This is a genomic window from Pseudomonas mosselii (assembly GCF_019823065.1).
Classification (GTDB): domain Bacteria; phylum Pseudomonadota; class Gammaproteobacteria; order Pseudomonadales; family Pseudomonadaceae; genus Aquipseudomonas; species Aquipseudomonas mosselii.
On the sequence record NZ_CP081966.1, the window covers coordinates 2,572,532 to 2,597,124 of the forward strand.

21 protein-coding genes are annotated in these 24,593 nt (G+C 67.2%); 8 read left to right on the forward strand and 13 right to left on the reverse strand.

What is annotated here, in order from left to right; all coding sequences use genetic code 11:
• Window positions 1-73: 73 nt before the first annotated feature.
• From K5H97_RS11955 to K5H97_RS11970, 4 genes are all read left to right on the forward strand, one after another.
• A complete protein-coding gene (locus K5H97_RS11955) occupies window positions 74-1,729 on the forward strand; it encodes a VRR-NUC domain-containing protein (RefSeq protein ID WP_028689353.1) in 1,656 nt (551 codons plus the stop codon).
• Window positions 1,726-3,981, forward strand: coding sequence for an ATP-dependent DNA helicase (locus tag K5H97_RS11960; RefSeq protein WP_028689354.1), 2,256 nt, complete (start codon window positions 1,726-1,728; stop codon window positions 3,979-3,981). Before K5H97_RS11955 ends, K5H97_RS11960 begins: the two co-directional genes overlap by 4 nt.
• Window positions 3,982-4,060: 79 nt before the next feature.
• Window positions 4,061-5,698 carry a phosphoglucomutase (alpha-D-glucose-1,6-bisphosphate-dependent) gene (pgm, locus tag K5H97_RS11965; protein WP_028689355.1) on the forward strand — a complete coding sequence of 546 codons (1,638 nt, stop codon included), beginning with the start codon at window positions 4,061-4,063 and terminating at the stop codon, window positions 5,696-5,698.
• Window positions 5,699-5,887: 189 nt separating this feature from the next.
• Entirely contained in the window at window positions 5,888-6,775 is an 888-nt protein-coding gene (locus K5H97_RS11970) for a pirin family protein (RefSeq protein WP_028689356.1), read from the forward strand.
• Between the two features lie 95 nt (window positions 6,776-6,870).
• On the opposite strand, the gene K5H97_RS11975 is transcribed toward K5H97_RS11970, so the two are convergent.
• Together K5H97_RS11975 and K5H97_RS11980 are read right to left on the reverse strand one after the other, a co-directional pair.
• Complete coding sequence (locus tag K5H97_RS11975; RefSeq protein WP_028689357.1) at window positions 6,871-7,287, reverse strand: RidA family protein; 417 nt, start codon at window positions 7,285-7,287, stop codon at window positions 6,871-6,873.
• Window positions 7,287-8,603, reverse strand: a complete 1,317-nt coding sequence (locus K5H97_RS11980) for a flavin-containing monooxygenase (protein WP_036985833.1) — start codon at window positions 8,601-8,603, stop codon at window positions 7,287-7,289. The genes K5H97_RS11975 and K5H97_RS11980 overlap by 1 nt, the downstream gene beginning before the upstream one ends.
• A 286-nt stretch (window positions 8,604-8,889) precedes the next feature.
• Here K5H97_RS11980 and K5H97_RS11985 point away from each other — a divergent pair, with 286 nt between their 5' ends.
• The gene (locus K5H97_RS11985; RefSeq protein ID WP_028689359.1) at window positions 8,890-9,567 is read left to right on the forward strand and encodes a DUF1028 domain-containing protein; all 678 of its coding nucleotides are present in this window, start codon (window positions 8,890-8,892) and stop codon (window positions 9,565-9,567) included.
• Window positions 9,560-10,720 carry an acetylornithine deacetylase gene (gene argE, locus K5H97_RS11990; protein ID WP_028689360.1) on the forward strand — a complete coding sequence of 387 codons (1,161 nt, stop codon included), beginning with the start codon at window positions 9,560-9,562 and terminating at the stop codon, window positions 10,718-10,720. Before K5H97_RS11985 ends, argE begins: the two co-directional genes overlap by 8 nt.
• Before the next feature lie 55 nt (window positions 10,721-10,775).
• Here argE and K5H97_RS11995 read toward each other — a convergent pair whose 3' ends face one another.
• On the reverse strand, window positions 10,776-11,213 hold the full coding sequence (locus tag K5H97_RS11995; protein ID WP_028689361.1) for a carboxymuconolactone decarboxylase family protein: 438 nt from the start codon (window positions 11,211-11,213) through the stop codon (window positions 10,776-10,778).
• 196 nt (window positions 11,214-11,409) lie between these two features.
• Here K5H97_RS11995 and K5H97_RS12000 point away from each other — a divergent pair, with 196 nt between their 5' ends.
• Both K5H97_RS12000 and K5H97_RS12005 read left to right on the forward strand, forming a co-directional pair.
• Entirely contained in the window at window positions 11,410-11,868 is a 459-nt protein-coding gene (locus tag K5H97_RS12000) for a nucleoside deaminase (protein ID WP_028689362.1), read from the forward strand.
• Window positions 11,865-13,058: a cyanate transporter gene (locus tag K5H97_RS12005; RefSeq protein ID WP_028689363.1), complete on the forward strand. Its 1,194-nt coding sequence runs from the start codon at window positions 11,865-11,867 to the stop codon at window positions 13,056-13,058. The genes K5H97_RS12000 and K5H97_RS12005 overlap by 4 nt, the downstream gene beginning before the upstream one ends.
• Here the strand turns inward: K5H97_RS12005 and pdxR are convergent.
• From pdxR to K5H97_RS12055, 10 genes are all read right to left on the reverse strand, one after another.
• On the reverse strand, window positions 13,051-14,484 hold the full coding sequence (gene pdxR / locus K5H97_RS12010) for a MocR-like pyridoxine biosynthesis transcription factor PdxR (protein WP_028689364.1): 1,434 nt from the start codon (window positions 14,482-14,484) through the stop codon (window positions 13,051-13,053). The two genes, K5H97_RS12005 and pdxR, sit on opposite strands and share 8 nt — an antisense overlap.
• A 151-nt stretch (window positions 14,485-14,635) precedes the next feature.
• Entirely contained in the window at window positions 14,636-14,977 is a 342-nt protein-coding gene (locus K5H97_RS12015; protein WP_028689365.1) for a hypothetical protein, read from the reverse strand.
• A gap of 165 nt (window positions 14,978-15,142) precedes the next feature.
• Window positions 15,143-16,399: a glycolate oxidase subunit GlcF gene (gene glcF / locus K5H97_RS12020; RefSeq protein WP_051555630.1), complete on the reverse strand. Its 1,257-nt coding sequence runs from the start codon at window positions 16,397-16,399 to the stop codon at window positions 15,143-15,145.
• Window positions 16,400-16,408: 9 nt separating this feature from the next.
• Window positions 16,409-17,455 (reverse strand): glycolate oxidase subunit GlcE, encoded by a 1,047-nt coding sequence (gene glcE / locus K5H97_RS12025; RefSeq protein WP_036985835.1) that lies wholly within the window; start codon window positions 17,453-17,455, stop codon window positions 16,409-16,411.
• Window positions 17,455-18,954 carry a glycolate oxidase subunit GlcD gene (gene glcD / locus K5H97_RS12030; protein ID WP_028689367.1) on the reverse strand — a complete coding sequence of 500 codons (1,500 nt, stop codon included), beginning with the start codon at window positions 18,952-18,954 and terminating at the stop codon, window positions 17,455-17,457. Before glcD ends, glcE begins: the two co-directional genes overlap by 1 nt.
• A 6-nt stretch (window positions 18,955-18,960) precedes the next feature.
• Entirely contained in the window at window positions 18,961-20,181 is a 1,221-nt protein-coding gene (locus tag K5H97_RS12035) for a M20/M25/M40 family metallo-hydrolase (RefSeq protein WP_028689368.1), read from the reverse strand.
• Between the two features lie 80 nt (window positions 20,182-20,261).
• Window positions 20,262-20,912, reverse strand: a complete 651-nt coding sequence (locus K5H97_RS12040) for a TIGR04211 family SH3 domain-containing protein (RefSeq protein WP_028689369.1) — start codon at window positions 20,910-20,912, stop codon at window positions 20,262-20,264.
• A gap of 216 nt (window positions 20,913-21,128) precedes the next feature.
• The gene (ppnN, locus tag K5H97_RS12045) at window positions 21,129-22,502 is read right to left on the reverse strand and encodes a nucleotide 5'-monophosphate nucleosidase PpnN (RefSeq protein ID WP_028689370.1); all 1,374 of its coding nucleotides are present in this window, start codon (window positions 22,500-22,502) and stop codon (window positions 21,129-21,131) included.
• Between the two features lie 154 nt (window positions 22,503-22,656).
• Window positions 22,657-23,856 carry a nicotinate phosphoribosyltransferase gene (gene pncB, locus K5H97_RS12050; RefSeq protein ID WP_028689371.1) on the reverse strand — a complete coding sequence of 400 codons (1,200 nt, stop codon included), beginning with the start codon at window positions 23,854-23,856 and terminating at the stop codon, window positions 22,657-22,659.
• Window positions 23,853-24,503 carry a nicotinamidase gene (locus K5H97_RS12055; protein ID WP_028689372.1) on the reverse strand — a complete coding sequence of 217 codons (651 nt, stop codon included), beginning with the start codon at window positions 24,501-24,503 and terminating at the stop codon, window positions 23,853-23,855. The genes pncB and K5H97_RS12055 overlap by 4 nt, the downstream gene beginning before the upstream one ends.
• Between the last annotated feature and the right edge of the window lie 90 nt (window positions 24,504-24,593).

A 24,593-nucleotide genomic window follows, 5' to 3' on the forward strand; every position in this document is an offset into this window, starting at 1 on the left:
GATCCAGCGCGCTTGCCCACGACTGCGGTCTGTATGTATAACCAGTGCTTGTTCATCACACCCGACTTGCACCGTGATCGCCCACTCCGTCGATGATCCCCTGTACTACCTGCACAACTTTCGCCAGGTCCTGAGCTGGGTCGGGCAGCGCTATGCCGACCTGCTGGACCGCAACGAGCATGGATTCATCCAGGTTTTCAGCCAACTGCCGGTACCCAGCCAAGCTGTGCTGGTGCGCATGGTCATGCGCAAGGGCGAGCTGTTTCGCAGCGACAAGCTCGCCTATGCCGAGATCGGCGAAACCGAGGCGGCTCTGGCGCCGTTGCTGGTGCTGGGCTGGGTGGTCGACGATGCGCCGGTGACGGTGGAGCAACTGTGGGCGTTGCTGCGCAAGGACGAGCTGGCGACATGCTTCGCAGGGCGGCTTCCCCGCCCGCGCGCTGGCAAGGGCGACTTGCTGGAGCAGTTGCAGGCCCTGGGCTTGCCGCCAGGCCCGCTGGCCCAGTGGTGTCCCGGTTTCCCGGTGCGGATCCTGCACTGGCGCCGGCAGCCGTTGTGCGACCGTCTGCGCCTGCTGTTCTTCGGCAACCTCTACCAGAGCTGGTCGGACTTCGTGCTGGCCGACCTGGGCGTGTTCCGCTACGAACAGGTGGCGTTCAGCGACGACTCGCGGGCCTTGCGCCAGCGCTCCGAGGTCGATCTGGCCATCGCCCTGCACCAGTGTGCCGAGCGTCTGGAGCAGGGCGTCGCGCCTGCCGAGCTGCTCGCGGCGCTGGACGGATTCGACGACAGCAACCCCTGGCTGGCCAGGCGCCGGGCGCGCCTGCTGTTCAGCCTCGGCCAGCAATGCGAGCGCCTGGGGGACTGGGACTTGGCTCTGGGGATCTACGCCGAGTGCGCGCACCCCGAGGCACGTATCCGCCAGGTCCGGGTCTACGAGCGCAGCGAGCAATGGTCGCAGGCTCACGCTTTGGCCCAGCATATGGCCCTGGCACCCGCCAACGCCCTGGAGCGTCAGGCCCTGGAACGCCTGCTGCCACGCCTGGTGCGCAAGCTGGGCGGTCCGGCACAGCCGCGCCGGCGCAGCGAGGCGGTGATGCTGATCGAACTGGAACTGCCGACGGAACTTGCGTCACTGGGAGTGGAAGAGGCGGTGCGTCAGCACCTGGAGCAGGAAGGCGGCAGTGTTCACTATGTCGAGAACTCCCTGTTCAACAGCCTGTTCGGCCTGCTGTGCTGGGAGGCGGTCTTCGCCCCGGTGCCGGGGGCGTTCTTCCACCCGTTCCAGAGCGGGCCTCAGGACTTGCACGACGTCGATTTCCAGCAGCGCCGCGCGGCACTGTTCGACGTCTGCCTCGGGCGCCTGGACGATGGTAGTCATCGCCAGGCCATCCTTGACTGCTTCCAGGCCAAGAAGGGCCTGCAGTCGCCTTTCGTGTTCTGGCAGATGCTCGATGAGGCGCTGCTCGAACAGGCACTCGACTACCTGCCGCCCGCGCACCTGAAGGCCTGCTTCCTGCGCCTGCTGCAGGATATCCGCGCCAACCGCGCCGGCATGCCTGACCTGATCCAGTTCTGGCCGGGGCAGGGCGGTTACCGCATGGTTGAGGTCAAGGGGCCGGGCGATCGCCTGCAGGACAACCAACTGCGCTGGCTCGAGTTCTGCCATGCCCACGGTCTGCCGGTCGCGGTGTGCCATGTGCGCTGGAAGGGGGGCGTATCGGTATGAGCTACACCGTGGCCGTGCGCGCACTGTGTGAGTTCAGCGCCAAGGTCGGCGACCTCGACCTGCGTTTCACCCCGTCGCCCACCGCCCAGGAGGGCATCGCCGGGCACCGTCGGGTGGTGGCGCGGCGCGCCGCTGGTTATGAGTCGGAGGTGGCGCTGGAGGGCGAGTACCAGGGGCTGCGGGTACGCGGCCGCGCCGATGGCTACGACCCTGCGTGCAACCGCCTGGAGGAGATCAAGACCCATCGCGGCGACCTGGCCAGGCAGCCCGACAATCACCGCCTGCTGCACTGGGCCCAGGCCAAGGTCTATGCCTGGTTGCTGTGCCAGGCACGGCAACTGCCGGCGATCGACGTGGCGCTGGTCTACCTCGACGTCGACAGTGACGGCCAGACGCTGATCAGCGAGTGTTACCAGGCCGATGACCTGAAGCGCTTCTTCGAGACCCAGTGCCAGCGCTTTTTGGCCTGGGCGCAGGCCCAGGAGCGACGGCTGAGCGAGCGGGACCGGGACCTTGGCGCGCTGACATTCCCCTATCCCGAATTCAGGCTGGGCCAGCGCCAGCTGGCCGAGACGCTGTACAAGGCCGTGAGCACCGGCCGCTGCCTGATGGCCCAGGCCAGCACCGGCATCGGCAAGACCCTCGGTACCCTGTTCCCGCTGCTCAAGGCCGTGGTGCCGCAGCAACTGGACAAGCTCTACTTCCTCACCGCCAAGACCCCGGGCCGGGCCCTGGCCCTCGACGCTCTGCGCCAGATCACCCGGGCGTCGCCGCAGCCGGCGCTGCGCAGCCTTGAACTGATCGCCCGCGACAAGGCCTGCGAGCACCCCGAAAACGCCTGCCATGGTGAGTCCTGCCCTTTGGCGCGGGGTTTCTACGAGCGCCTGCCGGCCGCCCGCGAAGCCGCCGCGCAGGTGCCGCTGCTCGACCGCGCCAATCTGCGCGAGGTGGCCCTGGCGCATCAGGTCTGCCCCTATTACCTGGCCCAGGAAATGGCGCGCTGGGTCGACCTGCTGGTGGCCGACTACAACTACTACTTCGACGCTCATGCCCTGCTGTTCGGCCTGGCCCAGGCCAACCAGTGGCGCACGGCGGTGCTGGTGGACGAGGCGCACAACCTGGTGGAGCGGGGACGGCAGATGTACAGTGCCAGCCTTGACCAGGGCCAGTTGCTGGCACTGCGCCAGAGCAAGCCGGCCGGACTCGGCAGTGCCCTCGACCGACTCAACCGGCAGTGGAACGCGCTGTACAAGGCCCAGGTGGCGCCGTATCAAGCCAGCGAACAACTGCCGGACGCCTTCCTGCGTGCCCTGCAGCAATGCATCGGGCTGATCCAGGAACGCATGAACCAGGCGCCCGCCGAGGTCGAACCCAAGGTGCTGGAGTTCTTCTTCCAGGCCCTGCAGTTCAGCCGCATCGCCGAGCTGTTCGATGAGCACTTCCTGTTCGATATCAGCCCGCGCAACGGCCCACGGGGGCGGCGCCTGGCCACGTTGTGCCTGCGCAACGTGGTGCCGGCGCGGCTGCTGGGGCCGCGCATGAGCGCGGCGCGCAGCGTCACGCTGTTTTCCGCCACGCTCAATCCGCGGCACTTCTACAGCGACCTGCTGGGCATGCCCGCCGACACGGCCTGGCTGGAGGTCGCCGCGCCGTTCCGCGCCGAGCAGTTGCAGGTGCACATCGTCAGCGAGGTGTCCACCCGCTACCAGCAGCGCCAGGCGTCGCTTGCGCCGATTGTCGAACTCATCGCCGCCCAGTTCACCCGCCAGCCGGGTAACTACCTGGCCTTTTTCAGCAGTTTCGAATACCTGGAGCAGGTGGCGCGACTGCTGGCCGAGCGCTATCCGGTACTGCCGATCTGGTGCCAGGCGCCCGGCATGGACGAGGCCGGGCGCGAGGCCTTCCTGGCGCGGTTCGTGGAGCACGGGCAGGGGGTGGGCTTCGCCGTGCTCGGCGGCGCCTTCGGCGAGGGCGTGGACCTGCCCGGCACGCGCCTGATCGGCGCCTTCGTCGCCACCCTCGGGCTGCCCCAGGTCAACCCGGTCAACGAGCAGTTCAAGCAGCGCCTGGGCCGCCAGTTCGGCGCCGGTTTCGACTACGCGTACCTGTACCCGGGCGTGCGCAAGGTGATCCAGGCCGCTGGCCGGGTGATCCGCGGCGACCAGGACCGTGGCGTGCTGATGCTGATCGACGAGCGCTTCGCCGAGCCCCGGGTGCGGCAGATGTTCCCCAGCTGGTGGCAACTGGGGTGAACGCCGCCATCGCCTGGCGCTGAAACTCCCAGTACACTGCGCGTTCCAACACCTACTTCTGTTGATTTCGAGGTTCCGCATGACGCTCAGTCCTTTGGCAGGCAAGCCGGCTCCGGCAAGCGTGCTGGTCGATATTCCCCGCCTGTTGACCGCCTACTACACCGGCCGTCCCGACGCCGCGGTTGCGGCCCAGCGCGTGGCCTTCGGCACCTCGGGCCACCGCGGCACGTCGTTCGATCTGAGCTTCAACGAGTACCACGTGCTGGCGATCACCCAGGCTATCTGCCTGTATCGCCAGGAAAAGGACATCGATGGCCCACTGTTCATCGGCGCCGACACCCACGCGCTGTCGGCGCCGGCCGCAGCCAGCGCCCTGGAAGTGCTGGCCGCCAACGGCGTGCAGGTGATGCTGAGCCAGGATGACGAGTACACCCCGACCCCGGCGGTGTCCCACGCTATCCTCTGCTACAACCGTGGCCGCCAGCAGGGCCTCGCCGACGGCATCGTCATCACACCGTCGCACAATCCGCCGCAGAGCGGCGGCTTCAAGTACAACCCGCCCAACGGCGGCCCGGCCGACAGCGACGTGACCAAGTGGATCGAGGCCAAGGCCAACGAGCTGCTGGCGGCGAACCTGGCCGGTGTCAAGCGCATGGACTACAAGCAGGCGCTGGCGGCACCCACCACCCAGCGTCACGACTACGTCAGCAGCTACGTCGCCGACCTGGAAAACGTCATCGACTTCGAGGTAATCCGTGGCGCCAACTTGCGCCTGGGCGTCGATCCACTGGGCGGCGCCGGGGTGCGCTACTGGTCGGCCATCGCCGAGCGCTACCAGCTGAACCTGGAAGTGGTGAACACCGAGGTCGACCCGACCTTCCGCTTCATGACCGTCGACTGGGACGGCCAGATCCGCATGGACCCATCCTCGCCGTACGCCATGCAGGGCCTGATCGGCCTGCGCGAGCGCTTCGACGTGGCTTTCGCCTGCGACCCCGACCACGACCGTCACGGCATCGTCACTGCCGATGGCCTGCTGCAACCGAACAACTACCTGGCCGTGGCCATCGACTACCTGTACCGCAACCGCCCGCAATGGCGCAGCGACGCGGCCGTGGGCAAGACCGTGGTCTCCAGTGGCCTGATCGACCGGGTCACCGCCGCGCTGGGCCGTGACCTGTACGAAGTGCCGGTGGGCTTCAAGTTCTTCGCCCAGGGCCTGTTCGACGGCTCGCTGGGCTTTGGCGGCGAAGAGAGCGCCGGCGCCTCGTTCCTGCGCAAGGACGGCAGCGTCTGGGCCACCGACAAGGACGGCCTGATCCCGGCGCTGCTGGCGGCCGAAATGACCGCCCGCACTGGGCGCAACCCGAGCCAGATCTACGCCGACCTCACCGCCAAGCTGGGCAAGCCGTACGCCACCCGTGTCGAGGCCAAGGCCGATGCACGGCAGAAGGCGCTGCTGAGCAAGCTGGCGCCGGAGCAGGTCAAGTCCACCGAGCTGGCTGGCGAACCGATCCAGCAGATCCTCAGCCATGCGCCGGGCAACAACCAGGCCATCGGCGGCCTGAAGGTGATGACCGAGAACGGCTGGTTCGCCGCCCGTCCTTCGGGCACCGAGGACATCTACAAGATCTACGCCGAGAGCTTCATCGACGAGGCGCACCTCAAGCGCTTGGTGGCCGAAGCCCAGGTGCTGGTGGACGCGGCGATCGCCTGATCGTCCGTTGAAGCCAATCGCGGGGCAAGCCCGCTCCCACAAGGCCCATGTACGTTGGCCTTGTGGGAGCGGGCTTGCCCCGCGATGCCTTTGATTGTTCCGTTTGTGGAACGAGCAGTGCTGTTTTTGCTGCCTACCGAATCATTAGTCTCATCTGTAAGGTGATAGCCATCAAACAGGAGGCTTCTCATGAAAAACATCCAGGGTATCCACCGCAGCCCCCACGCTCACTGGGTGGGCGACGGCTTCCCGGTGCGCAGCCTGTTCACCTACGACCACCTGGCCCGGCACATCAGCCCGTTTCTGCTGCTGGACTACGCCGGCCCCCACGACTTCACCCCGACCACGGCCAGGCGTGGCGTCGGCCAGCATCCGCATCGCGGCTTCGAGACGGTGACCATCGTCTACCAGGGCGAACTGGAGCACCGTGACTCCACCGGCGCCGGCGGCCTGATCGGTCCGGGCGATGTGCAATGGATGACCGCCGCGGGCGGCATCATCCACGAGGAGTTCCATTCCCCGGCCTTTGCCCGTAGTGGCGGCACCCTGGAGATGGTGCAACTGTGGGTCAACCTGCCGGCCAAGGACAAGCGTGCCGCGGCGGGTTACCAGACGCTGTTGGCCAACGACATTCCCGTGGTGGCGCTGGCAGGCGAGGCGGGCAGCCTGCGGGTGATTGCCGGACGCTACCTGAATCATCAGGGGCCGGCGCGCACCTTCACCGAGATGGACGTCTGGGACCTGCGGCTGAAGGCCGGCGCGACACTGCAACTGCCCTTGGCCGCCGGGCGCAATGCCGCGCTGGTGGTGCTGCGCGGCAACCTGCGGGTCAACGACGAGCGCGAGGCCGGCCCGGCCAGCCTGGTGCTGCTGGAGCGCGATGGCAGCGATGTGCGCCTCGAGGCGCTGGAGGAGGTCAGCGTGCTGCTGCTCAGCGGCGAGCCGATCGACGAACCCATCGTTGGCTACGGGCCGTTCGTGATGAACAGCCAGGCGGAAATCGCCGAGTCGTTCGATGATTTCCAGGCCGGGCGGTTCGGGCAGATGGGCGGCGTCGAGCGCGGCGCCCGACAATAACAAAGCGTTGACTCCAATCGCCGGCAAGCTGGCACCCACAGGATCTGCGCGATCCCTGTGGGAGCCGGCTTGCCGGCGATTGCTTTTTCAGGGGATCACGGCTGATCCGGCACCACCGCGATCACGTCGATTTCCATCAGCCACTCAGCCTGGGCCAACCCCGCCACCACCAACCCGGTGGAAATCGGGAACACCCCCTTGAGCCACTTGCCCACTTCCTTGTACACCGGCTCGCGGAAGCGCGGGTCGGTGATGTAGGTGGTGGTCTTGACGATATGCGACAGGTCCGAGCCCGCTTCTTCGAGCAGCTGCTTGACGTTCTTCATCGCCTGCTCGGCCTGGGCCCGTGGGTCGCCCAGGCCCACCAGCCGGCCTTCGAAGTCGGTGCCGACCTGACCGCGCACGTAGATGGTGTTGCCGGCCCGCACAGCCTGGCACAGGTCGTTGTCCAGGGTCTGGTTGGGGTAGGTGGCCTTGGTGTTGAACATGCGGATGCGAGTGTGGGTAGGCATCAGAGGGCTCCGAAGGTGCTGACGTTGCTGATCGAGGGTTGCTGCTCATCCGCCGCGCGCTGCTCGCGGTCGCGGTAGGCCAGGTAGGTGCGCTGGGTGGCGATGTGGCCGGCGACGTGCTTGGCGTCGTGCCACACGCCCCAGATGAATGACGAGCCGCGGCGCGACAGCCAGGGCAGGCCGAGGAAGTACACGCCCGGCTCCTTCGATACGCCGCGCTGGTGTTGCGGTTTGCCGTTGGCGTCGAAGGCGTCCACCTGCAACCAGCTGAAATCCACGCCATAGCCGGTGGCCCAGATGATGCTCCTGACGTTGGCCTTGGCGAGGTTGAGTTCCAGCAGCGGCTGGCTGACGCAGGCCGGGTCCGGCAGGCGCTTGCGGGCCTCGGGCTCCTCCGGCAGGTCCAGACCGTTGCGTTCGATATAGGCGTCGGCGGCGTCCAGCAGGGCCAGGTAGTTCTCGTCGCCGCGGTTGATGTTCTCGGCCAGGTTGTCCTGGAAACGGGCCACGCCGCCCTCGAACGACTGGGTCAGGCCGACCAGGGTCATGCCCTGGTGGGCGAGGGCGCGAAAGTCCACGGTGTGGCCGCCGCGGGCGCCGGACACGGCGATGGTCACGTGCTCGCGGCCGGGCTTGGCGATCTCCGCGTCCCACTCGCCGAGCACGCCCAGCCACCAGCAGAAATCGCGGTTGCGGTAGCTGCGCGGCGGACGGTCATGGGCGCCGACCGACAGGTACACCTGGCGCCCGGCACGCATCAGTTCCTCGGCGATCTGCACCCCGGAAGAGCCGGCGCCGACCACCAGCACCGCGCCCTCAGGCAGTTGCTGCGGGTTGAAGTAGGCGGCGGAGTGGATCTGGTGCAGGCCTTCGTCCTTTGGCGCGATGGCCGGGATCACCGGGCGCTGGAACGGGCCGGTGGCGGCCACTACGCGGTTGGCGCGGATCACGCCCTGGTTGGTGTCGATGGTGAAGCCCGGGCGGTCGGCGTTGCGCACCACCTTCCTCACCTCGACCCCGGTGCGTACCGGCAGGTTGTACTTGCGCACGTACTGCTCGAAGTAGTCGGCGACCTGGTCCTTGCCGGCGAAGGCGTCGGCGTCGAGGTCGAATTCCAGGCCCGGGAAGCGGTCGTGCCAGACCGGCCCGTTGGCCACCAGCGAATCCCAGCGTCCGGTGCGCCAGGCCTCGGCGATGCGCTTGCGCTCCAGCACCAGGTGTGGCACGCCGAGCTTGCTCAGGTGTTCGCTCATGGCCACGCCGGCCTGGCCGGCGCCGACCACGAGGGTGTCGATTTCGATGTTGTTCAGTGTCATGTCCCAGCCCTTCTTCAGCGGCGTTCTTGTTCAGGTCGGTGGGGACCGCCTTTGCCTGGGGCCAGACTAGGGATGGGCGGGAAATCGCGAAAATAGTATTTAGTTGGGGCTTGCCGATAAATTGGCGAAGGCTCTGCTGGCAATGGGCTGCAGCGGTTTCTAGGGATTGCGCAGGACCCTGTGGAGCGGCCTTAGTTTTTTCCTGCCCAGTGCCGAGGAAAATGTTGGTTTCGCAGCTCCCGGGGCCCACCGAGAATGCCGGTAACCCCAACACAGGAGCTGCACCATGACCTTCTCCATCATCGGCCGCTGCCAGGAAACCGGCCAGGTCGGCATCGCCATCAGTTCATCGAGCATCGCCGTCGGCGCCCGCTGCCCATGGGTGCGGGCCGGGGTCGGTGCCGTGGCCACCCAGAACATCACCCTGCCGGCCCTCGGCCCGCAGATCCTCGACGCCCTCGAGCAGGGCCAGCTGCCGCCCGCCGCGGCACTGGACCGGGTGCTGAGCGCCAATGGCTGGAGCGAGTATCGCCAGGTCACGGTGATCGACAGCCAGGGCCAGGTAGCGTTGTTCACCGGCAAGGAGGCCCTGGGCGTGCACAACGCCGTGGCCGGCGAACAATGCGCCGCGGCCGGCAACCTGCTGTCGTCGCGGGCGGTGATCGAGGCCATGGTGGCTGCGTTCGAACAGGCCGGCGGCCACCTGGCCGACCGCCTGCTGGCGGCGATGCACGCGGCCATGGCCGCCGGTGGCGAGGCGGGGCCGGTACACTCGGCGGCGTTGAAGATCGCCGGCGAGCTGACCTGGCCGCTGGTGGACCTGCGCGTGGACTGGACCGAGCACGATCCCATCGCCGAGCTGGACAACCTCTGGCAGGCCTACCGCCCGCAGATGCAGGACTATGTGACCCGCGCCCTGAACCCGACCGCCGCGCCGAGCTACGGAGTGCCGGGCGATGAATGAGGTTTCCAGCCGTGCGCTGTTGGAGCGGTTGGTCGAGTTCGCCACCGTCAGCCGCGATTCCAACCTTGAGCTGATCGCCTTCATCCGCGACTACTTGGCTGGGCTTGGTGTCGCCAGCGAGCTGTTCCACAATGAAGAGGGCACCAAGGCCAATCTGTTCGCCACCATCGGCCCCGACGACCGTGGCGGCGTGGTGCTTTCCGGGCATACCGATGTGGTGCCGGTGGAGGGCCAGGCCTGGAGCGTCGAACCGTTCCGGCTGACTGAGCGCGAAGGGCGCCTGTACGGTCGCGGCACGGCCGACATGAAGGGCTTCATCGCCTCGGTGCTGGCGACGGTGCCGGCGTTACTCGCTCAGCCGCTGAAGCTGCCGGTGCACCTGGCGTTTTCCTATGACGAAGAAGTCGGCTGCCTGGGCGTGCGCTCGATGCTCGCCGCCCTGGCGCAGCGCCCGCACAAGCCGCGGCTGTGCCTGATCGGTGAGCCCACCGAACTCAAGCCGGTGCTAGGCCACAAGGGCAAGCTGGCCATGCGTTGCCAGGTACATGGCGCCGCTTGCCACTCGGCCTATGCCCCCTACGGCGTCAACGCCATCGAGTACGCGGCGCGGCTGATCGGCAAGCTGGGCGAGATCGGTGACGACCTGGCGCGTCCCGAGTACCACGACGAGCGCTTCGACCCGCCGTTCTCCACAGTACAGACCGGTGTGATCAAGGGCGGTCGTGCCCTGAACATTGTCCCCGCCGAATGCGAGTTCGATTTCGAGGTGCGTGCCTTGCCCGGCTTCGAGGCGCAGGTCGTGGCCGATCGGCTGCAGGCCTACGCCGAGACACAGTTGCTGCCGCGCATGCGCGCGGTGAGCGGAGCGAGCGATATCCGCCTGCGACCGTTGAGTGCCTACCCAGGCCTGGCCACGCCTGCCGACAGCGAGGCGGCGCGCCTGGTGGCCTTGATCAGTGGTTCGAGCGACTTTGGCACGGTGGCCTTCGGCACCGAGGGCGGCTTGTTCGACCAGGCCGGCATCCCCACCGTGGTGTGCGGGCCGGGGAGCATGGAGCAGGGGCACAAGCCCGACGAGTTTGTCAGTCTCGAGCAGCTACAGGGATGCGATGCCATGTTGCGTCGGCTGGTGGAGCATCTGCGACAGGATTGACAGCGCATGCCCACCCGCTCCCACCCAAGGGGCAGGCGCGGGCGTCGTTGGCGGCTTATGCCGGCACCATCGCAAAGCCTACGCCGAAACGGTTCCAGGCATTGATGGTGGCGATGGCCAGGGTCAGGTTGGCGACCTCCTTGGCGCTGAAGTGCTCCAGCAGCGCCTGGTACTCGTCCTGCGGCGCGCCACGCTCGGCCAGGCGGGTCAGGCTCTCGACCCAGGCCAGGGCGGCCCGCTCGCGCTCGCTGAAGTAGCGTGTCTCGCGCCAGACGCTCAGGGTCTGCAGGCGCGCCTCGGTTTCGCCGGCCTTGCGCGCATCGTTGGCGTGCATGTTGATGCAATAGGCGCAGCCATTGATCTGCGAGGCGCGCAGGCGGATCAGCTCGAGCAGCGAGTGCTCCAGGCCCGAGGCGACCAGCGCCTGTTCGAGGCCGATCATGGCCTTGTAGGCTTCCGGCGAGTGTTTGGCCCATTCGATACGGTCGTGCATGGTGAGACTCCAGGTCGGCAAGAGGTAAGTGGCACTACCTTAGCGCCAGGCCGCGCCGCGCCGAATAGCCAATCCCGCGCTTTGCCAGGAGGCCAATCGGTCATTCGGATGAGCACTGACAGGCATCCAATCTCTTCATTTCTGCCAGGGCGGTCGAGTCGGGATAATGGGCGGGTCAACACCTGAGAACCGTTTCATGTCCGCAGATCGATTCATGCGCGAGGCCCTTGAGCTTGCCCGCGCCAATATCCAGGCCGGTGGCCGCCCCTTCGGCGCCGTGCTGGTCCATCAGGGGCAGGTGATCGCCCGTGCCGTCAACGAGATCCACAGTACCCAGGACCCGACCAGCCACGCCGAGATGCAGGCCATCCGCCAGGCCGCCCAGGTGCTCGGCCGGGCGCGCCTGGACGGCGCCGAGATCTACGCCAGCGGCCATCCGTGCCCGATGTGCCTGGCCGCCATGCACCTGTGCGGCATCGAGCGCGCCTGGTTCGCCTATGACAACGACGAGGGCGAGCCCTATGGGTTGTCCACCGCCGCGGTGTATGCGCAGATGGCCCGCCCGCCTCGGCAGCAGAGCCTGCCCCTGCGCCCGCTGAAACCGGCGGGTGAAAGCGGCCTGTACCGTGAATGGCAGCAGGTCGGCGAAGCATGAGAGGCACGTTGAACCTGTTGCTGGTAGTGCTGCTGGCGTTGAACCTACGGCCGATCCTCACCAGCATCGGCCCGCTGCTCGAACCGATGCGCCATAGCACTGGCCTGGGCTACCAGCAGGCGGCGCTGCTGACCGCGTTGCCGGTGCTGTGCATGGGCCTGGTGCCGCTCCTGCAACCCTGGCTGCGGCGCTGGTTGAGCGAGCATGGCGGCATGCTGGCGGGGCTGGCGGCCATCGCCCTGGCATGTCTGTGGCGCCTGCAACTGGACAGCGCCTGGGCGCTGATCGCAAGCGCGGTGGTCGCCGGGCTGGGCGTCGCCGTGGTGCAGGGCATGATGCCAGGCTTGGTCAACCGCTGGTTCCCCGGCCGCCTGGCAGCGACCATGGGGCTGTATTCGGCGGCGTTGATGAGTGGCGGTGGCCTGGCGGCGGTGTTGGGCCCATCGATCACCGCGCACTTTGGCCATTGGCAGTTCGGCCTTGGCCTGTGGGCGCTGCCGGCGCTGCTGGCTATCGTGGCGTGGGTCGCCCTGCGCCCGCGCCAGGACACGCCGTCCCTGGCCGGTGGCGGCGGCGGGCACTGGTTCGGCAACCGTCGGGCCTGGCTGCTGGCGCTCTACTTCGGGCTGATCAACGGCGGCTACACGAGCATGGTCGCCTGGTTGCCGGCCTATCACCTGGAGCACGGCGGCACGGCCCAGAGTGGCGGCGAGCTAGTCGGGTTGATGACCATCTTCCAGGTCTGCGGCGCCCTGGGCCTGCCGTTGCTGCTGCGGCGCCTGGCCGATCGCCGGCCGGGGCTGTGGCTGGCCTTGCTCATCCAGCTGGCGGGCTTTCTTGGCTTGCTGCTGGCGCCGACCAGCGCCATGGGCCTGTGGGTGGCGCTGATCGGCCTGGGTCTGGGCGCGTGCTTCAGCCTGAGCCTGACGCTGACCCTGGAGCACCTGCGCACGCCCGGTGAAGCCGGCAGCTTGGCGGCTTTTGTCCAGGGCGTGGGTTTCATCATCACCGGTATCGTGCCGTACATCACCGGCTGGCTGCGTGATGTCAGCGGCGACTTCCAGGCGTCCTGGACCCTGCTGACCTGCACGGTGCTGGCGATGCTGCTGGTGACCGTGCGTTTCGCCCCCAACGGTTATGCCCGGGCCATCGCCGGTGAGCGGCGAGCGCCTGCGGCGGCGCTCAACTGAGGCGTTGCAGGGTATCGCCGACCCGGTCCAGTGCCGGGTCGATGTCCAGCAGTTCGATGGCACCGAAGCCGAACAACAGGCCTGGCCTGACCGGCGCTTCGCTGAAGAATGGCGCCAGGGAGTAAAGACCGACCTCCACCTTGCGCGCCAGGTTGATCAGCAGCTCGACGTCCACCCCGGGCTTGGCCAGCGCGCTCAGGTGAAAGCCGGCGCTGGCCGGCACCGCGTCGAACCACGGCGCCAGGTCGCCACCCAGGCGTGCCAGGATCCGTTCGCGGCGGGCGCTGTACACCTCGTGGCAACGGCGGATGTGCTTGTTCAGGTGACCTTCGCTGATGAACCGCGCCAGCGCCCACTGCTGCAGGCTAGGGCTGTGCCAGTCGCTCAGGTGCTTGGCCACGCAGGCGGCCTGCAGCACGGTCGGCGGCAGCACCGCGTAACCCAGGCGCAGTTCCGGCAGCAGGGTCTTGGAGAAGGTCCCGACATAGGCCACCAGGCCATGTCGATCCAGGCGCTGCAGGGCTTCGGCGGCCGGCCCCTGGTAGCGGAACTCGCAGTCGTAGTCGTCCTCGATGATCAGCGCGCCAAGCTCCGCGGCCCGCGCCAGCAGCGCCTGGCGCCGTGGCTCGGCCATGGGCATGCCCAGCGGAAACTGGTGCGAGGGTGTCACGTAGATCAGCCGGGTGCCGTCCTCGATCTGCTCGACGCACAGCCCCTGGTCGTCCACCGGCACCGACTGCAGGCGCGCGCCGAGGGCCAGGAATAGTTGGCGTGCCGGTGGGTAGCCCGGGTCCTCCATGGCCACCTTGCAGCCGGGTTCGACCAGTACCCGGACGATCAGGTCCAAGGCCTGCTGGGCGCCATTGCACACCAGCACATCGCTGGCCGCGCACTGGATGCCGCGGGTGAAGGCGATCTGGTGGGCGATGGCCTCGCGCAGCTCCGGCAGGCCCTGGGCGGAAAACTGCCGGTCGGGGTGGCGCTGGCTGCGGCGCAGGGCGTAGTTCATGCAACTGCGCCAGTGGTCGTAGGGGAACTGCGCCTTGCTCGAGGCGCCGCCGATGAAGTCATAGCGCGACGGTGCGTCCAGCGCCCGCCGGCCCAGCACCGTGGCGCGCTGGCGCCAGCGTTCGAGGGTGTCGGCGGCGGCCAGCGGGATGTTGTCGCAGTCGCTCTGGCGCGGCGTGTGGCGCGGGGTGATGAACGTGCCGCGACCGACCACGCCGCTGAGCAGGTTGTCATAGGTCAGGCGCGAATAGGCTTCGGCCACGGTCTTGCGCGAAACCCCCAGTTGTTCGGCCAAGAGACGCGTGGGTGGCAGCTGGGTGCCGGCGGCCAGGTGGCCGCTGTCAATACCGGCGCGCAGTTGCTGGTAGAGCTGTTCGGCCAGGCCTTTGCGGCCTTCGAGGCGGATGTGCAGTTCCATCGGGGGAGGGTGTCCGAAGCGCAGGGGGATAAAAGCTTCGGGGTTTATTGCGTTGGCTGCAAGGGGACCGCTCTGCGGCCCATCGCCGGCAAGTCGGCTCCCACAAGGACCGTGTTCACCCTGTGGGATCTGGCTTGTCGGCGACGAGGAGTCAAAGTCGGGCGGTACTGATGGTGATGTAGCCTTTTTCCGGCAGTGCGATGCGGATCACCGTCTCGTCTTCGCAGGCCTTGCGTTTCTGCTGGATGCACACGCCGTCCACCGCGGCTTCGCGCATGCGGGCTGGGATGGCGCGGCCCTTGGCATCGAAGAAGGCTTCGCTGGCGAGCAACTCGACCCGCTCGATCAGCTGGCGGGTGTGCTCGTCGGTGGCACAGAAGAACCGCACCCCGGACAGGTGCGGATTGTCATCGGGGTTGCTGACCTCGTGGGCCAGCAGTTGGCGCAGGGTATGGCGCAGTTCACGGGTAGGGTGATCAGCGTTTGCGGGCATGGCATGGCCTCGTCTGGATGGGGTTGGCCGCGCCGGGGCGGCGGTCACGTCTCCAGGTCGGATGATGTTTTGCCGACGGTGTGGCAACAATCTAGAAGCTTCCGTGTTTTCGGTAGGAGGGTTCCGAAATTACAGGTGCCAGGTTGAACATCGCCTTGATCCGCGTCAGGGGCGGGGCACAATTTCCGTCGCCTCGACAGCGCCGGGCTCAAGAGCCGCCTCGACGATTTCGATCCAGTGCCGCACCGGCGTGCGCCCGGCACCGCCGAGGTGCAGCTGGCAGCCGATGTTGGCGGTGGCAATGAGCTGCGGGTTGCCGCTTTCCAGGGCGTTGAGGCGGTTGTCGCGTAGCTGGCGCGCCAACGTCGGCTGGGTCAGCGAATAGGTGCCGGCCGAGCCGCAGCACAGGTGGCCATCGGGCACCTGGGTGAGGTGGAAGCCCAGGCGCTGCAGCAGGCCTTCCACCGCTCCGCCGAGCTTGAGGGCATGCTGTAGGGTGCAGGGGCAGTGGAACGCCAGGCGCTGCTCGGTGCAGACACCCAGTCGCTCCAGTGGCTCGGCCTGCAGCACCTGCACCAGGTCGCGGGACAGGGCACTGACCGTGGCGGCCTTGGCGGCGTAACGCGGGTCTTGTTCCAGCAGGTGGCCATAGTCGCGGACGAACGCACCGCAGCCGCTGGCGGTCTGCACAATGGCCTCGGCGCCGGCCTCGATGGCCGGCCACCAGGCGTCGATGTTGCGCCGGGCACGGTCGAGGCCACGCGCCTGGGCATCCAGATGATAGTCCACGGCGCCGCAGCAGCCGGCCTCATGGACCGGTTTGACGCTGATGCCGAGCCGGTCAAGCAGGCGCGTGGCGGCGGCGTTGGTGTTGGGTGAAAGGGCCTGCTGCACGCAGCCTTCGAGCAGCAGCACATGTCGGGCGTGGCGCGGTGTCAGGCGTTGGCGTGGGGCTACAACATGCGCCGGCAGCTTGTCCTTGAGGCTGGCCGGGAGCAGGGGGCGCAGGGCCTGGCCGGCGCGCACCAGGGCCTTGAATGCGCCAGACCGTGGCACCACGGCGCGCAGGCCGGCGCGCAGCAGGCGTTGCCCCGGTGGTCGGGGGACTTGCCGGTCGACCACGGCGCGGCCGATGTCGAGCAGGTTGTGGTACTCCACCCCCGACGGGCAGGTGGTCTCGCAGTTGCGACAGCTCAGGCAACGGTCCAGGTGCGCCTGGGTGCTGGTGCTCACCGGCTCGCCTTCGAGCACCTGCTTGATCAGGTAGATGCGCCCGCGAGGCCCGTCCAGTTCATCGCCGAGCAACTGGTAGGTGGGGCAGGTGGCGGTGCAGAACCCGCAGTGCACGCAGGCGCGCAGGATACGTTCGGCCTCGTCGGCGCGGGGCAGTTGGCGGGCGGATTCGCTCAGGTGTGTGTGCATGCCGTGGCCTCACAGGTCGGCGTACAGGCGGCCAGGGTTGAACACGCCCTGGGGATCGAGTTGGCGTTTGAGCGCCTGGTGATAGCGCAGCGTCAAAGGATCAAGCGGGGCGCTGCTGTCATCACCGGGCCGGTAGGCGGTGGCATGACCGCCGGCCTCGGCCGCCAACGCCCGGATGACGGACGCCGGGGCATCAGACTTTAGCCAGCGCTGGGCGCCGCCCCAGTCGAGCAACTGACGCCCCGGAAGGTCGAGGGCGCCGCAGGCAAGGGGCAGGGAAAGCCGCCACAGCGTCGCGGGTGCGGCGAAGAAGGCCAGGCGCTGCTCGCGCAGGTCGTGCCAGAAGTTCGTGTCGAGCGCTTCGCCACCCAGGCGCTCGCGGGCCGAGCGCACCGAGCCTTCGCCGCCTTCCAGGCGCAGGTGCAGCGTCTCGCCGTCATGGCAGGCAGCGCTGATCGGCAGCGCTTGCCGGCCCCATTCGACGAGTTCGGCCAGGGCCTGGCCTACGTTCATCTCCAGGCACAGGCCCAGGCACTGGCGTGGTCGCGGCAGCACCTTCAACGACACCTCGGTGAGCAGCCCCAGGCAGCCGAAGCTGCCCGCCATCAGCCGCGATACGTCGTAGCCGGCGACATTCTTCATCACCTCGCCGCCAAAGCGCAGGTGCTTGCCGTGGCCGGTGATCAGCCGGGTACCGAGGACGTAGTCACGCACCGACCCGGCCCAAGGCCGCCTTGGCCCCGACAGCCCGGCCGCGACCATGCCGCCCAGCGTTGCCTCGGGGCCCAGGTGTGGTGGTTCGCAGGCCAGCATCTGCCCGGCCTCGTGCAGTGTCGCCTCGACCTCCCGCAGCGGCGTGCCGGCGCGGGCGGTGAGTACCAGTTCGGTGGGGTCGTAGCCGACGATGCCCCGGTGGCCGCGGATGTCGATGACCTGCCCGGTTACCGGGCGACCGAGCATGGCCTTGCTGTTGCCGCCCTGGATGCGCAGCGGAGTGCGCATCTCCAGCGCCTGGTTGACCTGCTCCCGCAGGTCCTGGCTCAAGTCCCTGTCCATCAGAAACGCTCCAGGTCGGGGAAGGGCAGTTGCCCGTTGTGCACATGCAGCGCGCCGAACTCGGCGCAGCGCTGCAGGGTGGGGATGTTCTTGCCCGGGTTGAGCAGGCCCCGTGGGTCGAAGGCGGCCTTGACCGCGTGGAACAAGGTGATCTCGTCGCTGTTGAACTGCGCGCACATCTGGTTGATCTTCTCCCGGCCCACGCCGTGTTCGCCGGTGATGCTGCCGCCGACGGCCACGCACAGTTCGAGGATCTTGCCGCCGATGGCCTCGGCGCGCTCCAGTTCGCCGGGCAGGTTGGCATCGAACAGGATCAGCGGGTGCAGGTTGCCGTCGCCGGCATGGAACACGTTGGCCACCCGCAGGCCGTACTGCCGGGAAAGCTCGCTGATGCCCTTGAGCACCCGTGGCAACTCCCGGCGCGGGATGGTGCCATCCATGCAGTAGTAGTCCGGGGAAATGCGCCCCACCGCCGGGAAGGCATTCTTGCGCCCAGCCCAGAAGCGCGCGCGCTCGGCTTCGTCACAGGCCAGGCGCACCTCGCGGGCGCCGGCCCTGCGCAGCACGGCATCGACCCGTGCGCAGTCGTCCTGCACGTCGGCCTCGACACCGTCGAGCTCGTACAGCAGGATCGCCGCCGCGTCCAGCGGGTAGCCGGCATGGATGAAATCCTCGGCGGCGCGAATCGCCAGGTTGTCCATCATCTCGAGTCCAGCCGGGATGATCCCGGCGCCGATGATTTCGGCCACCGCGCCCCCGGCATCCTCGACGCTGTCGAAACTGGCCAGCAGTACCCGTGCCACCTGCGGTCTGGGCAGCAGCTTGACGGTGACTTCGGTGACGATACCGAGCATGCCTTCGGAACCGGTGAACAACGCCAGCAGGTCGAATCCGGGGCTGTCCAGGGCATCGCTGCCCAGCACCAGGCGTTCGCCTTCGACGGTGAGGATTTCCACCTTGAGCAGGTTATGCACGGTCAGGCCGTATTTCAGGCAATGCACGCCACCGGCATTCTCGGCGACATTGCCGCCGATCGAGCAGGCGATCTGCGAGGACGGATCGGGCGCGTAGTACAGCCCATGGGGCGCCGCCGCCTGGGAGATCGCCAGGTTGCGCACACCAGGCTGGACCCGGGCGAAGCGGCCCTGCGGGTTGACCTCGAGAATGCGCTTGAAGCGCGCCATTACCAGCAGGATGCCCTGGCTCAACGGCAGGGCGCCGCCGGACAGGCCGGTGCCGGCGCCGCGCGCCACCACCGGCACGCCGTGCTGGTGGCAGAGCCGCAGCAGCGCCTGCACCTGCTCGATGCGCTCGGGCAGCGCCACCAGCAGCGGTAGCGTGCGGTACGCCGAGAGGCCGTCGCACTCGTAGGGCCTGAGGTCTTCGCCGCGGTGCAGGATCTCCAGGTCGGGCAGGGCCTCGCGCAGGGCGGCCAGCAGTGCCGGCTTGTCCACGGCTGGCAACGGTCCGTCGACACGTTCGTCGTAAAGGATATTCATGAAGACTTACTGCGCCAGGTGCCGGATCATCGCCACCGTCAGGTACAAGCGTGGCGCCACGCTGGCGATCTCCATGTATTCGTCGTCGCCATGCAAGCCGGCGCCGACCACGCCGAGGGTCTCCAGCACCGCCGGCTTGTCGTTGTCGGGCACGTAGGCGTAGCCGGCGTCGGTGCCGAAGCGCATGGCGATCGGCTGCAACTGCCGGTCGATCTTGCTGTAGAGCTGCCGCGCCGTTTGCGCAAGTTCCGTGGAGGCGTCGTTCCTGGCCAGCGGCGGACGGCCTTTTTCCATGACCAGCTCGACCTGGGTATCGGCCACCAGCTGTTTCTTGATGATCCGCAGGGCATCCTCCTGCACCCGCTCGGTCTCGCTCAGGTCGGAGTAGCGCATGTCGGCCTCGGCGCTGGCCTGGGCGGGAATGATGTTGGCTTTTTCCCCGGCCTTGGCCAGGGTCCAGTTGACGGTGGTGCCCTTGCTCTTGTCGCCGAGGTTGTTCAATTGCAGCAACTGGTGCGCCAGCTCCAGCAGCGCGTTGCGCCCGGCCTCCGGGGCGGAGCCTGCGTGGGAGGCGCGGCCCTTGACCTCGAGCTTGAGGCGATTGATGCCGTTGGTGGCGACGGTGACCGCGTCCTTGTCGGGCGGCTCGTAGGAGAAGACGAAGTCATGCTTGCGCGCCAGTTCGGCAATCAGCTGCCGCGAGCCGGTCGAGCCCATTTCCTCGTCCGGGTTGAACAGCACGGTGAGGGTGCGGTATCCCTTGTACTGCTGGTCCTGCAGCAGTTTCAGCGCATGCAGGATCATCGCCACGCCGCCCTTGGCATCGGCCACGCCGGGGCCGTAAGCGCGGTCGCCGTCGATCCGAAACGGGCGCTTGGCCACGGTTCCGGGGCCGAACACCGTGTCGTAGTGGACCATCAGCAGGAAGTCCTTGTCGCCACTGCCCTTGAGCGTTCCGACGATGTTGTCGCCCACCGAAGGCGTGGCCGGCTGCGTCGTGACCTTGGCGCCGAGAGCCTCCAGTCGTTTCACCAGTTCGTTGCCGACCTGCTTCAGGCCGGGCTCGGTACCGGTGCCGGTGTCCACGGCCACCAGGGTCTTGAGGGTTTCCAGGTAGTGAGGCTGTTCGGCCTGGGCCTGGCTGAACAGGGCCTGGGGCGTCGGGTCGGCGGCCTGGGCGGTGGCGCAGGCCAAGGCAAGGGCCAAAGAGCAGAGTCGCAAGGGCATGGGCAGGGATCTCGTTGTGTGAACCCTTTAGCGTAGACCCTGCTACGCGATCATCCCAAGGCCAGACCGTGCCCCATTGCTCAGAACCAGCGGTCGTTACGTTTGCGGCCACGGGTCAGCGCCGGCAGGATCAGCCCGGCCAGCAGGCCGGCCCCGGCGATGCTGCCACCGTAGACCATGTAGCGCATCATCACCTGCTTGTTCTCGTCACCCAGGCGTGCCTGGGTGTCGCGCAGGGTCGACTGGCTCTGCTCGAGCTGTTCGTTGAGTGCCTTGTTGCGGCTTTCCAGCTCGTCGATCAGCGCCTTGCGCGAGTCGAGGGTCTCCTGCATGCCCTGCACGCGGTTCTTCCAGCTGTCGTCGATGGTCTTGAGCTGGCCGGACAGTTCGGCCACCTGGGCGTCGAGCTGCGGCAGGCGCTCGCTTTGGCCGGGCACCGCCTGCAAGTCGCTGGTGAGGATCCACACCAGGTCGCCGCTCTGCCCGCGTACCTGGCTGTAGTTGCCCTGGCTGGTGACCAGGGTGACCTTCTGCCCCGACTTGAGCGTGCCGACGATGCGGTGGCCGTCGGTGGGGCCGCTGCGGACATAGGTGCTCAGGCTGTCGCTGACCCAGCGCGCATCGCTGGCCGGCTCTTCGGCGTGGGCTGGGGCGGCAAGGGCGATCAGGGCGGCGATCAGGCCGCCGCGCAGGACGGTGAGGGCAGGAGGAACGGGCTGGATGTCTGGCATGCTGGTCTTCGCTGAAACAGGACGAATGAAGGCCCGATGACTGGGCCGGCGATCCGGTCGGGTGGATTGACCGTCAGCGAAAGACCGTTTTTTTGTAGGCAGGTTCACTGCCTGGCTTGGGAAATGTCTGCAGGATGTTGCGGGAAGTGGTGTGTAACTTGCCCCTGTGAGCGCCGGCCTGCCAGCAAAGGGGCCGCAAGGCGGCCCCCCGAGGTCTCAGGCTACCACCTCATAGCACGGCACATACGCCGCCCCGCCGGGCAGCTTCATGCGGTGCTGGTCGACGAACGCCTGCAGCAGGCGCCCGAGCGGGTCGAGGATCGCCGCGTCGCCACGGATCTGGTACGGCCCGTGCTCCTCGATCAGGCGAATGCCCTTGTCCTTGACGTTGCCGGCGACGATCCCGGAGAACGCCCGGCGCAGGTTGGCCGCCAGTTCGTGGGGCGGCAGGTTGCGGCGCAGGGCCAGGTTGGCCATGTTCTCGTGGGTCGGGTCGAACGGGTGCTGGAAGCCTTCGTCGATTTTCAGCAGCCAGTTGAAGTGGAAGGCGTCGTTACGCTCGCGGCGGAACTGCTTGACCGCCTTGAGCCCCTCGACCATCTGCCGGGCGACTTCGGCCGGATCGTCGATGATGATCTGGTAATGACGCTGGGCGGCCTCGCCGAGGGTGGCCCCGACGAAGGCGTGCAGTTGCAGCAGGAAGGCTTCTGCGCTGCGCGGCCCGGTGAGCACGACCGGGAACGGCAGGTCCTGGTTTTCCGGGTGCATGAGGATGCCGAGCAGGTACAGGAACTCCTCGGCGGTGCCGGCGCCGCCGGGGAAGATGATGATGCCGTGGCCAACGCGGACGAAGGCTTCCAGGCGCTTCTCGATATCCGGCAGGATCACCAGTTCGTTGACGATCGGGTTGGGCGCCTCGGCGGCGATGATGCCCGGCTCGGTCAGGCCCAGGTAGCGGCTGCCGTGCATGCGCTGCTTGGCGTGGGCGATGGTGGCGCCCTTCATCGGGCCTTTCATCACGCCCGGGCCGCAGCCGGTGCAGACATCCAGCTTGCGCAGGCCCAGCTCGTGGCCGACCTTCTTGGTGTACTGGTATTCCTCGCTGCTGATCGAGTGACCGCCCCAGCACACCACCATCTTCGGCTCGACGCCCGGGCGCAGGGTGCGGGCGTTGCGCAGCAGGTGGAAGACGTAGTCGGTGAGGCCCTGGGAGCTCTCGAGGTCGATGCGCTGGCTGGCCAGCTCGCTCTCGGTGTAGACGATGTCGCGCAGGGCGCTGAACAGCATCTCGCGGGTGCTGGCGATCATTTCGCCGTCGACGAAGGCGTCGGCCGGGGCGTTGAGCAGTTCCAGGCGCACGCCGCGGTCCTGCTGGTGGATGCGTACCTCGAAATCTTTGTAGGCCTCGAGGATGGTCTTGGCGTTGTCGACATGGGCGCCGGTGTTGAGGATGGCCAGGGCGCACTGGCGGAACAGGGTGTAGAGGCTGCCGGTACCGACTTCGCTCAGTTGCTGGACTTCACGTTGCGACAGCGTCTCCAGGCTGCCCTTGGGGCTGACGGAGGCGTTGATGACATTGCGTTGGGGCATCTGGTCTTTCCTGTGCGGGTAAAACATCCTTCTTGGACAACACCATACAAGCAAATGTGCGTGGCAACGAGGGCCTTGGTGAAAAACCTTGGACGCAGTGCCTACCCTGTGGGAGCCGACTTGCCGGCCAAAGGGCTGCGTAGCAGCCCCGGGGTTATTGGACGTTGAACACATGCCGCAGGTACGCCACGAAATTCTCGTCCCGGCACTGGGTCTTGCCCGGACTGTCGGAGATCTTCGCCACCGGCGCGCCGTTGCAGGCGGTCATCTTGATCACCATGTTCATCGGCCTGACCCCGGGGATGTCGCAGGTCAGGTTGGTACCGATACCGAAGCTGACGTTGATCCGCCCGTGCAGGGCGCGATAGAGCATCAGCATCTTCTCGAAGTCCAGGCCGTCGGAGAAGATCAGCGTCTTGCCACGTGGATCGATGCCCAGTCGCTGGTAGTGGGCGATGGCTTTCTCGGCCCAGGCCAGCGGCTCGCCCGAGTCATGCCGTAGGCCGTCGAAGAGCTTGGCGAAGTACAGGTCGAAGTCCTTCATGAATGCATCCATGCCGATGCAGTCGGTCAGGGCGATGCCCAGCTGGCCACGGTACTCACGTACCCAGCATTCCAGCGCGGCGGCCTGGCTGTCGACCAGGCGCGGGCCGAGCTGCTGGTGGGCCATGAACCATTCGTGGGCCATGGTGCCGATGGGCTTGATCTGGTATTCGCGGGCCAGGTGCACGTTGCTGGTGCCGACGAAACGCCCAGGGAAGTCGCGTTTTAGGATATGCACCACCTCTTCCTGTACCCGATAGGAGAATCGCCGGCGGGTACCGAAGTCGGCCAGTTGCAGACCGGCCAGTTCGTCGTCGCTGGCTTCTGCCTTGAGCCAGTCGAGCTTCTGGTACAGGCGTTCGCCGACCTGTTCGATCAGCACCTCGCGATAGCGGTAGCGGTTGCGTACCTCACTGATGATCGCCAGCAGCGGGATCTCGAACAGGATCACGTGCAGCCACGGGCCGCGCACGCGGATCGCCAGTTGCCCGGCATTGTCCAGGCCGACCTGCACATAGCGCAGGTTGAAGCGGAACAGGCTGAGGAAGCGGATGAAGTCCGGCTTGATGAACGGGATCTTTTCCAGGTAGGCCAATTGGTCGTGGGTGACCGAGACATCGGCCAACTGCTCGACCTGGTAGCGGATCTCGGCGAGGTAGGGCGCCAAATCCTCGTCATTGCGGCAGCGGAACTCCCATTCCACTTCGGCGTTGGGGTAGTTGTGCAGCACCGCCTGCATCATGGTGATCTTGTAGAAGTCGGTGTCCAGCAGGTTCTGGATGATCCGTGGGCCGAAGACGCTGTCGCTCATGGGTGGTCCTCCTTGAGTAAGTCGAGCCGGGTATCGAGGGCCTGTTCGTCGGCACACAGATGGATGCCGGTGCTGGCCATTTCATCGCAGGCCGCCTGTGCGCCCTCGGTGCTCAGGGCGCGGCAGGCCGGCAGGTACAGCAGCACCTCGAAGCCGGCGCGGCGCAGCTGCAGGGCGGTGGTGCGCACGCAGTAGTCCAGTGCCAGGCCACCGACGATGATCGCCTGCACCTGTTGCACCTTGAGGAACTCGATGACGCCGGTAGAGCGGCGCTCGGCCAGGTCGTGGTAGCACGCCCCATAGGGGTGCAGGTCAGGCTCGACGCCTTTCCAGACAAAGTAGTCGTAGTCGATGGGAGCGGGCAGGCCGGGCAGCAGCTCGAAGCCCGGCGTACCGGGGACGCAGTGGCTGACCCAGGTCAGGTCGGCATTGGCCAGGGGCAATGCTTGCAGCATCTGGCCCGGCTCGGCGACCACCCAGGCGGCGTTGGCCGGGTGCGCGTCCTTGCTGCCCAGGCGCAGCGAGGCGCGTTGGGCCATGGCGTTGAGCGCAGGGGCGATCAGGTGGCCGCCGGGCACCGGCAGCTCCTGGGGGGCGTTGGCGGTGAAGCCGTTCTGCGCGTCGACATCGAAACTGGCGATTTTCATTGGAGGAAACTCCTCGGCTGGAATGGCTATATATTCCACCTGGTGAATTAAGTGTGTCAAGGTCATTTTATCCAGGGGTTCAGGGTTGCT